Genomic DNA, 15,164 nt, shown 5'->3' with positions numbered 1-15,164 from the left:
TATGGATTTTAATACACAAAATTATTTTAATATTGCAGAGCCTGATTTACAAGGAGATTCTTTGATTTCAGAATTAGGCTTTAAATATTTAATGCAAAATTTAGAATTATACTCCGCTTTAAAAGCTTATACAGGCAAAAGAGAAGGGGTGAGTATCAAGCTTAGAGGTTTTTGGAAATTTTAGGGGTTTAATATAGAGATTCTTCGCGTTGCTCAGAATGATGAAATAAAGGGGCTATATAAACCCCTCTTTTTTAATATTTCAAAAAATATTCTTGAATTTTTTTAGCATCATTTGTTTTGGTGAGTGCTAACATTAAAAGAATTCTAGCTTTTTGTGGATTTAAGTCCTCAGCTGAAATAAAACCAAGCTTTTGATCTGTTTCACTCACTGCCACACGACCTGCTACTACACGAGAACTCACAGCAACGCTAAGTCCTTGCTTTAAAAGCTCTTTTAAAACATTTTTTTGATCTTCATGTATGCTTCCTGCACCACTTCCAGCCACTACTATGCCTTTGGTTCCATTTTCGAACAAAGCTTTAGCAGCCACGCCATTGCCATCATTTGAATAAGTATAAAGAATATCAACTTTTGGTAATTTATCTAATTTACTTACATCAAAAGGAGTGTTTTTAGTGTGAACTTTGGCTACATTGTTATAGAAAAAGACTTTACCATCTACAATATAACCCAAATCTCCAAAATCAGGTGAAGAAAAAGCATCAACATTTAAACTATGAGTTTTAACAACACCTCTTGCACTTAAAATTTTATCATTCATAGCAACCATAACGCCTTTGCCTTTTGCATTTTTATCTGCCGCTAGAGCAACTGCATTATAAAGATTTTTAGGGCCATCTGCGCTCATAGCAGTTGAAGGACGCATTGCACCCACTAAAACCACAGGTTTATCGCTTTTAACGGTTAAATTTAGAAAATACGCAGTCTCTTCCATAGTATCAGTACCGTGAGTGATCACCACTCCATCAACCCCACTTGCAAAAAGCTTGTTAATCTCTTTTGCGAGTTTGAGCTGAATTTCATCACGCATATTGGAACTATCGATATTTGCGATTTGTTGTCCGCTAATATCAGCTAGATCTTTAATTTGTGGCACTGCTTTGATTAAAACATCAACGCCCACTACTCCTGCTGTATATCCAGTCGTTGCAACCGCACTATCAATCGATCCTGCAATTGTCCCACCTGTTGCTAAAATAGCCACTTTTGGCTTAGCCTCTGCCATGCTCGCTCCTACAAACAAAAACACCATTATACAAAGCAATAATTTCTTCATATAATACTCCTTTTTTCAAATTTGTTTCGCAATGAAACCTAAAAACATTATACTCCAAAAATTCTCCTTAAATTCATTAAAATAATTGATAAAAAAATCAGTGTGAAGTATGGTAAATTAGTAGTTTTTTTGTCCTAAATTAAATATTCATTAATGCTTTTTTCAGATCTTTTCCACTTGCCAATACTCTTCCAATTTTTAACATCACAATACGTACAAAAAGGGATTGGCTTGGCCAAAAATTCCAAAATTTCCTCATAATTTTTTGCCTTATAAATATCGATACAATCCTCATCACTTGGCATTAAAGTAGTTTTAAATTTAGCATTAAAATGCTCAATATTAGCGCAAATATTACAAGTATAGATTTTACCCTCTTTTAACTGCACACAAAAATTCGACATAAAACACCGAGTAAAGCTTTCATAGATATCATTTTGTTTTTCTAAATTCAAAACAAATTTCATAGAATTTTTTTCTATTTTGGCATTATTGTAAAATTTCAAAGTTACTTTATATCGCTTACAAAGCTCATCAACCCTTTGCCAATCAATCTCGATGGGATATTTTGTGGGATGAAGTTCTATATTTAGCTTAGAACAAGTTTGAAAAAAACTCTCATCTTGCTTTGGCAATAAAATACCATTAGTAATCAACCAAATATGAGAATGGGTAAAATTTTCTCTAAGCAAAGCAAAATATTTTAAAACATCAGGATTTAACAAAGGCTCACCGCCTAGCAAATGAAAGCGCTCTATGTTGCCTTTTGTTAAAACTTTTAATCTTTTGATATCTTGCTCAAATTCTTTTAAATCATAATAAGCTTCTTTTGCAAGCTGTGAAAAATGCGAACAAGAAAAACAGTGTAAGTTACAATGCTCAGCCAAGTGAATTTCAAGCACTTTTAGAAATTTTTGCGGGGTCGTTTTTTTAAGCACAAAATCTTGCTTTGACATCTACAAAATTTCTCTGACAATAAGCTGCGGTGTAATGAGACCATGAAATTCATTCTTAGAAATACTGCTAACCAAAGTGATCTTATCGCCAATATTAGGTTCTTTATCAAAATTAAAAAACAAAGCCTCTAAAGTTTTGTTATTTTTTGTTAAAATCAGCTTTAAATGCTTTTCTTCCTTACCCAAAAATCTTTTATTTTTTACACATAAATTACTTAGCATAAAAAATGGTCTTGGGTTTTTATGACCAAAAGGCTCGAAGGATTCTAAAATCTCAAGCATTTCAAAATCAATTTCATTTGGATCCAACTCGCCTAAAATTTCATCAGGATCTAAAAATTCACTCTCTTCTAAAAGGGCGCATTCATTAAAAACTATATCCTTAAAAGCAGACAAAGAATTTGCATCCAAACTAAGCCCTGCAGCACCTTTGTGTCCACCGTAATTTCCAACAACTTCTGCAGCTTTTTCAATCAAGGCTAAGATATTAATCCTACCCACGCTTCTAGCACTTCCTTTGAGTCTATTTTCTTCATTTTGTGAAAAAACAAAAGAAGGTTTATTAAAATGTTTTGCCAAACGACTTGCAACTATACCCAAAACTCCTTCGTGCCAATTTTGCCCAGCTACAATAATGCACGCATCTTCGTCTTTAATCTGCAATAAACTTTCTTCAAAAAGCTGCTTTTCCTCATCTTTGCGGTTATTATTAAAAGCGATGATTTGTTCTAGATACTCCACTGCTTTTTTGTAATCTTTAGTGTGCAAAAATTCATAAGAAAGCATAGCATCGTCCATTCTTCCTGCACTGTTAATCAAAGGAGCAATTAAAAAACTAATATTATCCACTTCAAATTTATCTTTTTGATAATAATACTTTATGGCTTTAAAAGCAGCACGGTTTGATTTATTAATACTTTCTATACCTCTTCTAACTAAAGCCCTATTTAAATCTCTAAGCTCCATCATATCAGCAATAATTGCTATGGCTAAAAGCTCGATAAATTTACACATATCGTATTTTAACTTACACACTTCTTTTAACGCTGCGATTAAATACCAAGCCACTTGCGCTCCACAAATTTCAATATCTGGAAATTCACAATCTTTTTGCTTAGGGTTAATGATCGCAAAGGCATCAGGTAAAATATCTTGAGGCATATGATGATCTGTGATGATAAGATCGATATTTTTTTGCTTGCAAAGCTCGGCCGCTTTATGCGCTGCTATGCCATTATCCACAGTAATGATTAAATCTACATCAAGCTCATTAATAATTTCTTCATTAAGCCCATAGCCATCTTTGAAACGATTAGGAATTCTTACTACATAATCAAAACCTATATCATCAAAAAATTCAGCCATAATCACGCAAGAAATGATGCCATCAACATCATAATCGCCCACTATGGCGATTTTTTGATCTTTTTCTATAGCTTCTTTAATACGATTTGCCGCCTTGTAGGTATCTTTTAAACAACAAGGTAAAGGTAGATCACAAAGCTTTACATGAAGATCGTTTTCAAATCTTAATTTTAAGATCTTTTTAATATCATTTTTACTTAGCATGTTCATGATCAAGTGCTGCTTTAATAAAATTTAAAATTACAGGATTGACATGAATTAATCTTGATGTAAATTCAGGATGAAATTGCACCGCTAAGAAAAAAGGATGATTTTTTAGCTCAATAACCTCGATAAGTCCTTGACTTTCTCCACTTACAATAAGTCCCTTTTCTTCAAAAGCATTTTTATATTTTGGATTGGCTTCATAACGATGACGATGGCGTTCTTTGACAAACTTTTTACCTTCATAAACCTTACTTAAAAGAGTGTCTTTTTTGATTTTGCATTCATAAGCACCCAAACGCATTGTTCCACCCAAAGGACTGGTTTGAGTTCTGATTTGCTTTTGTCCACTAGCATCCATAAATTCATCGATTAAATACACAATAGGATTTTCACACTTAGGATCAAATTCGTTAGAATTAGCATCTTTTAGCTTTAAAACATTTCTTGCAAATTCTATCAAGGCCAGTTGCATACCAAGACAAATTCCTAAAAATGGAATCTTATTTTCTCTGGCATAATTAATAGCCTTGATCTTGCCTTCCACTCCACGATAGCCAAATCCACCAGCAACTAAAATTCCGCTCACATCTTTTAAATTTTCTTCTATATCTGAATTTTCAAGCTTTTCGCTATCTATCCATTTTAAATTCACTCTCGTATCCAAAGCCGCACCTGCGTGGATAATGGCTTCAGTAAGACTCTTATAGCTTTCTTTTAAATCCACATATTTGCCTACAAAAGCGATTTTAACCTCATCATTAGGTGCGATCACTCTTTTAACCAAAGAATCCCAAATTTCCATATTTGGTTTTAAATCTTTAAGTTCAAGAGAATTTGCAATGGCGCTTAAAATATCTTGTTTGAGAAAATTAAGTGGAATTTGATAAATGCTTTGTGCATCAACACTTTCTATCACGCAATTTTTCTCTACTCCACATGAAATTGCTATTTTATCTTTTAAATCTCTATCAAGTGCTTTTTCGCTACGACAAATAATCATATCAGGGCTAATACCTATGCGTCTTAATTCTCCCACACTGTGCTGGGTTGGCTTGGTTTTAAGCTCTCCTGCGGCTTTGATGAAAGGCACTAGAGTTAAATGGATATTCATCGCATTGTTTTTGCCCATTTCAAGTTTTAAAGCCCTGATTGCTTCTAAAAATGGCAAACCCTCAATATCTCCAACCGTTCCACCAATCTCTACTATAAGTATATCTTTACCAACGCTCGCTTTTTTAATGCGATCTTTTATTTCATCGACTATATGAGGTATAACTTGTATGGTTTTTCCAAGATAATCTCCTCTTCTTTCTTTTTCAATCACGCTTTGATAAACGCGTCCTGTGGTGAAATTATTATCTTGCGATAAATTTTCATCTAAAAATCTCTCATAATGTCCTAAATCAAGATCAGTTTCTGCCCCATCATCAGTCACAAAAACTTCGCCATGTTCAAAAGGACTCATAGTGCCTGGATCGACATTGATATAAGGATCGGCTTTTAATATACTAACTTTTAAGCCTGAATTTTTTAAAATCGTAGCAATAGAAGCTGCTGCAATTCCTTTACCCAAAGAGCTTAGCACTCCACCAGTTACGAAAATGTATTTTGTTTGCTTTAATTTCATAAAAATGCCTTAAATTTTTTTCGAAATTATAGCCAATATAAAATTTTATTTTTATAAACATTGGTGTAAAATTTCGATTATTTTTGCAAGGAAAAATTAAATGAAAATCACACTATTAAACCACACTCCACTTTCTGTATGCTCACACGCGACAAGAACTTGTTGGCAAAGTTTTGATAAAGGCGATTGCGGCGGAGAAAAAGACAAAGAATTAATTGACCGTGTTGGGAATAAATTCAAACACGCTTCAACCTTAGAACATCTAAATTATACTTTTTATATACAAGGAATTTCAAGAGCTTGCTTACAAGAAGTAGCAAGACACCGCCATACAAGTCCAAGTGTAAAAAGCACAAGATATACTTTAAAAGAATTACGCAATGAAAGCGAATTTAGAGAAAATGACTTTGAAAATGCCAAAAGGTATTTAGTTTTAACCGGAAATGAAAAAGTAGATAATGCAAGCATTAAAGCCTTAGAAAATTTACGCCTTATTTTACAAGATAGCATAAGTTTAGATATAGCAAAATACTGCTTACCAGAAAGCTATAAAACAGAACTCACACTAACAATTAATGCCAGAAGTTTGCAAAATTTCATTTCTCTAAGAAGTTCAAAATCAGCCCTTTGGGAGATTAGAAATTTAGCCAATGCTTTATTTAATGTTTTACCGCAAGATCATCAGTTTATTTTTGAGCATTGTTTGTATAAAGGAGAATAAAGCAAGATTTGCTCTTGCTTTAATTTAAGATCTTGTGCTTGGAGTATCATGATACACGCTTAGCGTGCCTTTTATATCACTTAAAATCGCACAAGCAGCTTCATTAGCACTTCCCATAGCGCAAGCAACCATAGTTGTCACGCCAGAAACAAGCCCTGCAGCATAAATTCCCTCTTTAACCATTTGTCTTTCGCCACATCTTAAGCAAATTTTATTTGGTTTTGGCATTAAAGTATGAGGTATAACAAAATTTTCAAGCCCTTTAATATTACATTGACTCGCACCCGTTGCAACGATGATATAATCTGACTTCACACCCAAACCTTGCTCATCGGTTATGGTAAAATCTCCTTTTTCTCCACTGATGCTTACCACAGTTGAGTCTATATACTTAACCTCTAGCATAGAAGCGATTTGCTCTTTGATATGCGCATAAATTTCGCTTGCTTGAGCGCCTTTTGGGAAAAATGGCACATTATAAATTGCAGCCGCTTTCAAATCAGCCTTACCATCATCAAAAATAGTGATATCAAAATCAAGCTCATTATTTTTAGCCGAAGCAAAAAATAAAGCCGCACTAAGTCCTGCGATACTGCCGCCTATGATTGTAATTGATTTTTTCATATGAAACCTTTTTAAAAATTTTGTATATTCTATGAGAATATATTTTAAAAAAGTTTGATTAAAAAAAATATTATATAATTTCGCTTTTTAATGTTTCAAATAGTAAAGGAAAATAATGCGTTACGGTGAAAAAGAAATCAAAGAATTTGATGTAGAAAATATGGAAATTTGGCCAAATGATGCGAAAAATGACTATATCATTAAAATCACTTTGCCTGAATTTATGTGTTGTTGTCCGCGTTCTGGTTATCCTGATTTTGCAACAATTTATCTTGAGTATATGCCTGATAAATTTGTGGTTGAGCTTAAGGCGATAAAACTTTATATCAATACTTTTATGTACAGAAATGTTTCGCATGAAGCAAGTATCAATGAAATTTATAATACTTTAAAAGATAAATTAAAACCAAAATGGATAAAAGTCGTAGGGGATTTTAACCCACGCGGAAATGTACATACAGTGATAGAATGCCGTAGTGATATGGTTGTGCCAAAATAAATTCAAGGCTACAATTTGCGAATTTTACTAATACTACGCGGAAATTACCACGCCGGACAAGAAGAATTTGTGCATCATAATCATCTTAAAAATTTCACTTTAGATATTAATGATTTGCGTTCTTTAACCGGCTGTGCTAATCCCTTGCCTAATCATCAAAAAAGCCTTAATTATAAGTACGATAATGAGCTTTATAAGCTTATGTTAGATTTTTTACAAATGCGTATGAAAAGAGGGGAATTCTGCGTTATTAATGCTTACAATGAACACCTAAAAACTTATAAAGATTTAGCAAATTTATATCGCTATAAAATGTTTGTGATTGAATTTAATGCCAATTTAGAGCAATGCATGGCAAACAATCTCAAACAAGCCTCATCTACTGGCTATCTTACCCCTTTTTATTTGCTTGAAAATACGGCCAATTCTTTAAAGAAAATACCTAAAAAATATGAAGTATTAAGTCCAAATAATTGGCAACAAATTCTTTATGAAATGCCAAATTTAAGCGCTTATAAAAAAATTCATCACATAGGGGATATTCAAGGTTGCTATAGTGTGCTTAAAAAATACCTTAAGTCTATGAAAGATGATGAGTATTATATATTTTTGGGTGATTATATCAATAGAGGCATAGAAAATGGCAAAGTTTTAAAATTCTTACTTAAAATTTGTGAGAAAGAAAATGTTTGCTTGCTTGAAGGAAATCACGAAAGACATTTGATAAAATGGGCAAATGGCGAAGTAAGCACTTCCAAAGAGTTCAATGAAAATACCCTAAAAGATTTTTACAAAGAAAAATTAAACCCAAAAGATGCAAAAAAGCTCTATCCTTTTTTTAAAGAATGTCTTTTTTACAAATATGGCAGAAAAAAAATTCTTTGCTCGCACGCGGGTTTAAATTTTGCTCCCAAGAAATATCAAGACTTAAGTTTTGTTTCTAGTTATCATCTTATTAACGGTATAGATGGCTACGAGGATTCTCAAGCTATTGCGGAAGAATTCTGTAAAAATAGTGCGGAAAATGTTTTTGAAGTTTTTGGTCATAGAAATAAAGCAAAACTTCCTATGCAAATTGCTTCGCGTGTGTTTTTGTGCGAAGGCAAAGTCGATGCTGGGGGATATTTGCGCGTATTAACTCTTAATAAAGATGGTTTTAAATGCATTGAAGTAAAAAATGAAGTTTATAGAAAATAGTTTAACTTAAATTTATGCTACAATTTTCCTTTAATTTAATTAAGGAAAAAAATGATAAATATAAAATTAATAGAACATATTTTTAAAGCCGCATCAATCAGCCGTTGGAATGATTATCCAAGAATGGCAAATTTAGTCGAGCTTGACAAACAAGCACATAAATTCATCATTGCTTATTTTATCGCTAAAATGGAAAAAGATATCAATATGCGTGTGATTATCGAAGGGGGAATTTTTGAATTTTTAAGTCGCGTTGTTGTTACCGATATCCGTCCTGATGTGTATCATGAAATCGTGCGTCAAAAGAAAAATGAAGTCAATTCTTGGGTTTTAAGTAAAATTGAACCTATGATAGAAAATATCGATGAAGGCAAGTTTTTAAAGCGTTTTGAAGAGTATTTAAAAAGCAATTCTTACGCAAAAGAAAGACTTATTTTAAAAGCTGCATCGTATTTTGCTACAAGATGGGAATTTAACATAGTTTATCAAACCTCAGCTTTTTTAAATAACATTGATGAAATCAAAAATAAAGTCGAAGAAGAGCTTGAAGATTATTACGAATTAATAGGTGCTAGAAAAATCGCACTTAATCAAAAAATCGCTAAAATCATCGATCTAAGCGGCAGACTTCGCTTTCAAAAGCGTTGGGCGCAAACTCCAAGAATTCCAGAAACTGCAGTTTTAGGACATATGCTTGTGGTTGCGATTTTGGGCTATTTTCATTCTTTGAAAATCAAAGCTTGTGATAAAAGATTGGAAAATAATTTTTATTGTGCTTTATTCCATGATTTACCAGAGTCTTTAACAAGAGACATTATAAGTCCAGTAAAATATGGCATTGAAGGACTTCACGACATAATCAGTGATTATGAAATGAAACTCATAAACGATAGAATTTTACCTTTTGTGCCTGAAAATTTGCGTGATGAATTTTCTTATATTTTGGGCATTAGAGAAGGTAGAAACGATGAAGCTAATTTTGTAAAAAATGAATTTGAAAATCGCACTTATAAAAATGGCAAAATAGAGCTTTGTAGTGGAAGTTTGAGTTCTTTTAATGAAAATGAATTTGGGGCGATTGATGGCAAGGCTTTAAAATACTGCGATAAAATCGCAGCATTTATAGAAGCAGGGCTTAGCATTAGTTATGGCGTAAAATCAAAAGAGCTTGAAAGCGGCTTTAAAGATATGTTAAATTTCTTTAAACAAAATAAAACGATTGACGGAGTAAATTATTTTGCAATCTGCGAAGAGTTGATAAAATATTTTGATATAAAATTACAAAACCCTTTCCCAGATGACTGCGGCACACACTAAAATTAAGTGCTCTGCTGTGTTCCCACCCTGAAGCGATGCCTAAAAATAGCATTGCACAGGTCTGAGAAAAGGCAAATAAAATAATACCCAAAAAATCTTAAATTTTATTAAGAAGGTGCAAATAAATGATAAAACAATCGCAAAGTCCACTTTTATTTAGAATAAGCTTAAGTATTATCTTAGCTCTAATTTTACTTTTTATTCTTATTAAAAATATCAACTTTTTAACTCTTTGCACCGGAATTTGCATTTTTTTATTTGCCATGATGCTTTTGCAAGAAAGTTTTAAAATACTTTCTGGAAGTTTTTTGGATATTTTTGTAAGCAAAATGACAGATAAAAATTACAAATCTTTCCTTTTTGGACTAACTTTAAGCACTTTAGTGCAATCAAGCGGCCTTGTAAGCATCATTGCCATTTCATTTTTAAGTGCTAAACTCATCACACTAGCAGCAGGCATAGCGATGATTTATGGGGTTAATTTATCAACTGCAGGAAGTGCTTGGATAGTTGGATATTTGGGTGTTAAAAGCCAAATATCTCTTTTTGCTATGCCTTTAATTGTCTTTGGAGTGATTTTTTTCTTAAATAAGCATAAAAAAATCAAAGGCTTTGGTTTATTTTTACTCTCGCTAGGATTTTTATTTTTGGGAATTTCTTATATGAAAGAAGGGTTTGGAAATTTCAAAGATAGCATAGATATTTCAAAATACCAAATGCAAGGCTTTCTAGGCTTAATCACTTATGTTTTTATAGGACTTATAATTACAGTCATCACCCAATCTTCCCACGCTACGCTAACTTTAGCCATAACCGCACTAAGCGTAGGACAAATTTCTTATGAAAACTCCATTGCACTAGCAATTGGCGCAAATGTAGGTAGCACGATGATGACAATTATTGGCTCATTAAATTCGAATATAGAAGGCAAAAAACTCACTGTTACACATGTGCTTTTTAATCTTATCGCTGCTGTTTTATCCATTATTTTTATCAAATACTACCTAGAATTTACAGATATTTTGTCTTTATGGCTTGGAATATTAGAAAATGACTATGTTTTAAAACTTGCCGTTTTTACAACAATTTTTAATGTCATAGGGGTTGTTTTACTCTACCCTTTCATCTCGCAAATGTGTGCTTTTTTAAATTATATTGTTAAAGAAAATCCTAAAAAAAGCTCTGGCGATAAAACCAAATATCTTAATAATAGCGCTTTAGAATTTAGCGACAGTGCCTTGGAGGTTTTGTATTTAGAGTCCAAGCATTTATTAAATAATGCTTTTAGCATTGTCGCAAAAATGATCAGCTTAGAACCGGCAGACATTTATAGTAAAGATGAAGTTAAGGCTATTATAGAGCAAAGAAATAAGCCCCTAGAAGAGTCTTTTGAAACGCTTTATCATAATCGTTTTAAAAATATTTACTCTGAAATTATCGACTTTGCAGTCAGAGCCACCAACGAAGGCGAGAATTCAAAACATACTACCCAATTTATGGATATTAGAAGAGCGAATTTATTTATGGCAACAGCAGTAAAAGATGCGAAAGATCTACAAGAAAACATACTCAAATTTGCATTTTCAAACAATGAAATCATCAAAAATGAATATTCGCATTTAAGACGCAATCTTTTAAGAATGCTAAGACTTTTAAAGGATATGATAGAAAGCTCTGACATTGATCATTTAAATCAAATCAATAGTGATTTAGAACTCAATGTCAAAAAATATGATGCCATTTCTTCGCATTCTTTAGACAGTCTTATCCGCTATAAAAGAATTACAGACTCTATGGCTACATCAATTATGAATGATACGGCTCTTGCAAGAAGTATAGCTAAAGATTTAATGCATGCAAGTAAAATTTTAACGCGGTTTAAAAATAAAAATTTTGAAAAAAATACATAAAAACGAGTATCCAAAACTGGATACTACGATTAATCATCAAATTGTTGGCCCAAAACATTGCCATTAAAATCAGTATAAACTTCCATCATATTATTAAATTTAAATTTATACCCATTGATTTTTTTATCAACTTCAAAAATTTGTGCATTAGGTTGAGCAGCTTGAGCTTTGCTTACAACTGCAGCAGGTAAGAAATTAGTTGGTATAGCTTTGTATTTTCCATCAACATCTTTCCACTCTCCAGTGATAATAAAGTCAATTTCAGTTCCATCACTTAAAGTCACATCATAAGAATCGAGATCTTTTTTAACTAGACCAATTTGTGTACCTTTAAAATAAGTACTGATAAAACTTTTTGCATTTTGTGGTAATTGATCCACACCTACTATCATATCTGCTGACATAACGCTTGCACAAAACAATCCTGCTAAAGCTAATTTAATTTTCATTTTTTCTCCTTTAATAAATTATCGAGTGAAATAGTATTTAACAAATGTGAAGTGAAAGTGAAATAAAAATTAAATTCAATTTCCAAAAATAAATCTAAATTTCCGCAACATATAATATTTTGATAATTAATATTAATTTTAGTTTTTATCAAATATAATACGAAAAAATTGAAAGGCAAAATTTGGAATTTTTAAAAGAATATATTGATTGTATTATATTTATTATACTTGGATTGATGGCTTTTATTGCTCTTTGGTGTATTATAGAAAGAATATTATTTTTAAGAAAAATTAAAATAGATGATTTTCAAAATCAAGAAGAATTAGACAATGTTTTAAGTGAAAATTTAACCACACTTTATATCATTTACTCAAATGCTCCTTATGTGGGATTATTAGGCACAGTAATAGGCATTATGATTACTTTTTATGATATGGGTATAAACGGAAATATCGATGTAAAATCCATAGTTATAGGCTTATCCTTAGCCTTAAAAGCAACTGCACTAGGCTTAGTCGTAGCCATACCAAGCTTAATGGCCTATAATGCATTATTAAGAAAAATCAACCTTTTAAGCTCAAATTTCAAAGTCAAAAAAGAAAAACAATGCTAAAACTACCAAAAAATGAGGGTTTAAATATCATTCCTTTCATTGATATTGTTTTGGTTTTACTGGCTATTGTTTTAAGCATTTCAACTTTTATTGCACACGGTCAAATTAAAATCAACCTACCCAAAACCAACTCAGCGCTAACGCTTTCTGAAAAGCAAGATAAATTTCTTATTGTCATTGATGAAAACAATGTTTTTTACGCTCAAGATAAAATAACAAATTTTGAAGATCTTAAAACTCAAATCAACACCCTAAGCAAAGACACGCTCATAGAACTTAAAAGCGACAAAAATGCTAAATTTGAAAGCTTCATACAAGTCATTGATATATTAAAAAGCAAAAACCACGAAAATTTTCAGATTATCACGGAGCAACAACGATGAAAAACTATTTTAACCACAAATATCAAGCATTTTATCTGACCTTTATATGCTTTACGCCTTTGTTTTTGCTTTTCATTATCGCGCCAAATTGGCTAAAAGTAGAGTTAAAAAGCGAAAGTCAATTCACCTTAGCAATAAAACAATTTGCTATGCAAAGCTCCAGCGCAGCACCTTTAGCACAAGAAGAAACAAAAAAGATCAAAAAACGCGTCGAAGAAAATCATCAAGCAAAAGCCGATAAAAAAATTCAAAAAGAAAATCCAAATAAAAAAACAATAACTCAAAGCCTTCAAAAAAGCGAGCAAACCCAACCACTCCAAGCAATGCAAAACGCACAATCAAGCCCAAATCAAGCCCTGCAAACTGAAATCATAAGCTTTGGTCAAAGCGACAATCCGCTCTTAAAAGCCATAAAAAAAGCCATTGATAATGCAAGAATTTATCCTCGTCAGGCACAAAGAATGAGAATGCAAGGAGAGGTTTTGCTTGAATTTTTATGGAATACTAACTCCACTCTTGAAGAGATTAAAATCATCAAAAGCTCAGGCCATCAAATTTTAGACAAAAATGCCATTGAAACCATCCACCTAGCGTCCTCAAATTTCCCAAAACACCACAAAAATATCAGACTACAAATCCCCATTGCCTATCATTTAAGATAACTTAGTTATAATCAAAACAAAAAGGATTTTTATGTCTTTACTGCTAAGCCCTTTGAAAATCGCAAATTTTACAGTCAAAAACCGTATCGTAATGCCCCCTATGGACACTTACCAAGCTCAAGATGGTATGCCAAATGTTTTTCATCTAAATCATTATGGCGCTAGAGCTATGGGCGGAGTTGGACTTATCATCGTTGAAGCAAATGCCATTTGTGCTGAAGGTAAAATTTCAGATCAAGACTTGGGAATTTACAGCGATGAGCATATCACAAAGCATAAAAGCATCACTGATATATGCCATCATTTTGGTGCAAAAATTGCTTTGCAGCTTAATCACAGCGGTAGAAAAAATGGTTGTAAAAACGCCACACAGCTTGCACCTAGCGATATAAAATACAGTGATAATTTTGCAAATTTAAAGGTTTTGGACAAAAAAGATATAGAAAAAATTTGCCAAGATTTTTGCGAAGCGGCTAAAAGAGCGAAGTTGGCAAACTACGACGCAGTTGAAATTCACGCAGCGCATGGCTATCTTATCTCATCTTTTTTATCCCCACTTTCTAATCAAAGAACTGATGAGTTTGGTGGAAGTTTTGAAAACAGAATTCGCCTTTTATGCGATATAGTAAAAGGCATCAAAGAGCGAGTTGATATTCCTATTTTTGTGCGAATTTCTGCAAGCGAGTGGGAAGAGAAGGGCTGGGACTTAGAACAGAGTAAAAAACTCGCTCTTGTGCTTGAAAATTTAGGAATTTATATGCTTGATATCTCAGCGGGTGGAAATATCAACAAACCATCCTTAGTGCCTAATGTCGCACCTTTGTATCAAGCAAATTACGCAAAAGAATTAAAACGCATTCTTAAAATTCCCGTCTCTTGCGTGGGACTCATCACAAGCGCTAGCGAAGGTGAAGCCTTGCTTTTAGGCGAGGTTTGTGATTTGGTTTGCTATGGCAGAGAGCTACTTAGAAATCCAAATTTTGCTTACCAAGCGGCCAAAATTTTAGGCGAGAAAGATAAAATTCACCCAAGTTATATAAGGGCTTATTGATCCACTTAGCCTAACCTTTCAATCTCATCAAATTTAGGTTCAATGACAAAATTTCCACTTTTGTCTATAAAACCATATTTGCCATTTATTTTTACCCTAGCAAGACCTTCGCTGAAACTCCACAGAACCCAATCAAATTTAGGTTCAATGACAAAATTTCCATTTTTGTCTATAAAACCATATTTGCCATTTATTTTTACTGCAGCAAGACCTTCGCTGAAACTCCACAGAACCCAATCAAATTTAGGTTCAATGACAAAATTTCCATTTTTGTCTATAAA

General features: G+C 32.6%; 16 protein-coding genes, 1 other RNA gene and 1 pseudogene (1 of these 18 only partly in view). 10 read left to right on the top strand and 8 right to left on the bottom strand.

Annotation, left to right across the window (positions count from 1 at the left end; translation table 11 throughout):
* The first annotated feature begins 1 nt into the window (after position 1).
* The gene (locus tag ELQ16_RS06580; protein WP_208335078.1) at positions 2-184 is read left to right on the top strand and encodes a hypothetical protein; all 183 of its coding nucleotides are present in this window, start codon (positions 2-4) and stop codon (positions 182-184) included.
* A 70-nt stretch (positions 185-254) separates the two neighbouring features.
* On the opposite strand, the gene ELQ16_RS06575 is transcribed toward ELQ16_RS06580, so the two are convergent.
* The 4 genes from ELQ16_RS06575 to ELQ16_RS06560 form a co-directional block, all read right to left on the bottom strand.
* Positions 255-1,277, bottom strand: coding sequence for a type II asparaginase (locus ELQ16_RS06575; RefSeq protein WP_208335082.1), 1,023 nt, complete (start codon positions 1,275-1,277; stop codon positions 255-257).
* 158 nt (positions 1,278-1,435) lie between these two features.
* On the bottom strand, positions 1,436-2,239 hold the full coding sequence (locus ELQ16_RS06570; RefSeq protein ID WP_208335077.1) for a radical SAM protein: 804 nt from the start codon (positions 2,237-2,239) through the stop codon (positions 1,436-1,438).
* An 18-nt stretch (positions 2,240-2,257) separates the two neighbouring features.
* Entirely contained in the window at positions 2,258-3,832 is a 1,575-nt protein-coding gene (gene recJ / locus ELQ16_RS06565; protein WP_134238753.1) for a single-stranded-DNA-specific exonuclease RecJ, read from the bottom strand.
* Positions 3,816-5,456 (bottom strand): CTP synthase, encoded by a 1,641-nt coding sequence (locus ELQ16_RS06560; RefSeq protein ID WP_134238752.1) that lies wholly within the window; start codon positions 5,454-5,456, stop codon positions 3,816-3,818. The genes recJ and ELQ16_RS06560 overlap by 17 nt, the downstream gene beginning before the upstream one ends.
* Before the next feature lie 100 nt (positions 5,457-5,556).
* Between ELQ16_RS06560 and thyX the strand changes: the two genes are divergently transcribed.
* Positions 5,557-6,177 carry an FAD-dependent thymidylate synthase gene (gene thyX, locus ELQ16_RS06555; RefSeq protein ID WP_134238751.1) on the top strand — a complete coding sequence of 207 codons (621 nt, stop codon included), beginning with the start codon at positions 5,557-5,559 and terminating at the stop codon, positions 6,175-6,177.
* Between the two features lie 24 nt (positions 6,178-6,201).
* Here the strand turns inward: thyX and ELQ16_RS06550 are convergent, their stop codons facing one another.
* Entirely contained in the window at positions 6,202-6,801 is a 600-nt protein-coding gene (locus tag ELQ16_RS06550) for an NAD(P)/FAD-dependent oxidoreductase (RefSeq protein WP_134238750.1), read from the bottom strand.
* Between the two features lie 115 nt (positions 6,802-6,916).
* Between ELQ16_RS06550 and queF the strand changes: the two genes are divergently transcribed.
* From queF to ELQ16_RS06535, 3 genes and pseudogenes are all read left to right on the top strand, one after another.
* Positions 6,917-7,300, top strand: coding sequence for a preQ(1) synthase (gene queF, locus ELQ16_RS06545; RefSeq protein WP_002834281.1), 384 nt, complete (start codon positions 6,917-6,919; stop codon positions 7,298-7,300).
* Between the two features lie 15 nt (positions 7,301-7,315).
* The gene (locus ELQ16_RS06540; RefSeq protein WP_134238749.1) at positions 7,316-8,497 is read left to right on the top strand and encodes a metallophosphoesterase; all 1,182 of its coding nucleotides are present in this window, start codon (positions 7,316-7,318) and stop codon (positions 8,495-8,497) included.
* A gap of 51 nt (positions 8,498-8,548) precedes the next feature.
* Positions 8,549-9,772, top strand: a pseudogene (locus tag ELQ16_RS06535) (HD domain-containing protein); the annotation flags it as partial.
* 12 nt (positions 9,773-9,784) lie between these two features.
* Here the strand turns inward: ELQ16_RS06535 and ffs are convergent.
* Positions 9,785-9,882, bottom strand: an RNA gene (gene ffs / locus ELQ16_RS06530) — signal recognition particle sRNA small type.
* A 57-nt stretch (positions 9,883-9,939) separates the two neighbouring features.
* Here ffs and ELQ16_RS06525 point away from each other — a divergent pair.
* Positions 9,940-11,724 carry a Na/Pi cotransporter family protein gene (locus tag ELQ16_RS06525; RefSeq protein WP_134238748.1) on the top strand — a complete coding sequence of 595 codons (1,785 nt, stop codon included), beginning with the start codon at positions 9,940-9,942 and terminating at the stop codon, positions 11,722-11,724.
* 29 nt (positions 11,725-11,753) lie between these two features.
* Here the strand turns inward: ELQ16_RS06525 and ELQ16_RS06520 are convergent, their stop codons facing one another.
* Positions 11,754-12,173 (bottom strand): PepSY-like domain-containing protein, encoded by a 420-nt coding sequence (locus ELQ16_RS06520; protein ID WP_134238747.1) that lies wholly within the window; start codon positions 12,171-12,173, stop codon positions 11,754-11,756.
* A 182-nt stretch (positions 12,174-12,355) separates the two neighbouring features.
* Between ELQ16_RS06520 and exbB the strand changes: the two genes are divergently transcribed.
* The 4 genes from exbB to ELQ16_RS06500 are packed head-to-tail and all read left to right on the top strand — an operon-like array spanning position 12,356 to position 14,883.
* A complete protein-coding gene (exbB, locus tag ELQ16_RS06515) occupies positions 12,356-12,787 on the top strand; it encodes a TonB-system energizer ExbB (RefSeq protein WP_134238746.1) in 432 nt (143 codons plus the stop codon).
* Entirely contained in the window at positions 12,781-13,170 is a 390-nt protein-coding gene (gene exbD, locus ELQ16_RS06510) for a TonB system transport protein ExbD (RefSeq protein ID WP_134238745.1), read from the top strand. The genes exbB and exbD overlap by 7 nt, the downstream gene beginning before the upstream one ends.
* A complete protein-coding gene (locus tag ELQ16_RS06505; protein WP_134238744.1) occupies positions 13,167-13,832 on the top strand; it encodes an energy transducer TonB in 666 nt (221 codons plus the stop codon). Before exbD ends, ELQ16_RS06505 begins: the two co-directional genes overlap by 4 nt.
* Before the next feature lie 31 nt (positions 13,833-13,863).
* Positions 13,864-14,883, top strand: a complete 1,020-nt coding sequence (locus ELQ16_RS06500; RefSeq protein WP_134238743.1) for an NADH:flavin oxidoreductase/NADH oxidase — start codon at positions 13,864-13,866, stop codon at positions 14,881-14,883.
* A gap of 5 nt (positions 14,884-14,888) precedes the next feature.
* Here the strand turns inward: ELQ16_RS06500 and ELQ16_RS10550 are convergent, their stop codons facing one another.
* A protein-coding gene (locus ELQ16_RS10550) for a WG repeat-containing protein (protein ID WP_134238742.1) crosses the window boundary here: on the bottom strand, positions 14,889-15,164 show its 3' portion. It continues 915 nt past the right edge of the window; 276 of the gene's 1,191 nt are visible here — the last part of the coding sequence; the start codon falls outside the window, past its right edge; the stop codon is at positions 14,889-14,891.

The sequence above is a fragment of the Campylobacter sp. US33a genome, assembly GCF_004378855.1.
In the GTDB taxonomy this organism is placed as follows: domain Bacteria; phylum Campylobacterota; class Campylobacteria; order Campylobacterales; family Campylobacteraceae; genus Campylobacter_D.
Note: the sequence above shows the minus strand (reverse complement) of the source record. Positions and strands in the feature narration are given on the sequence as shown.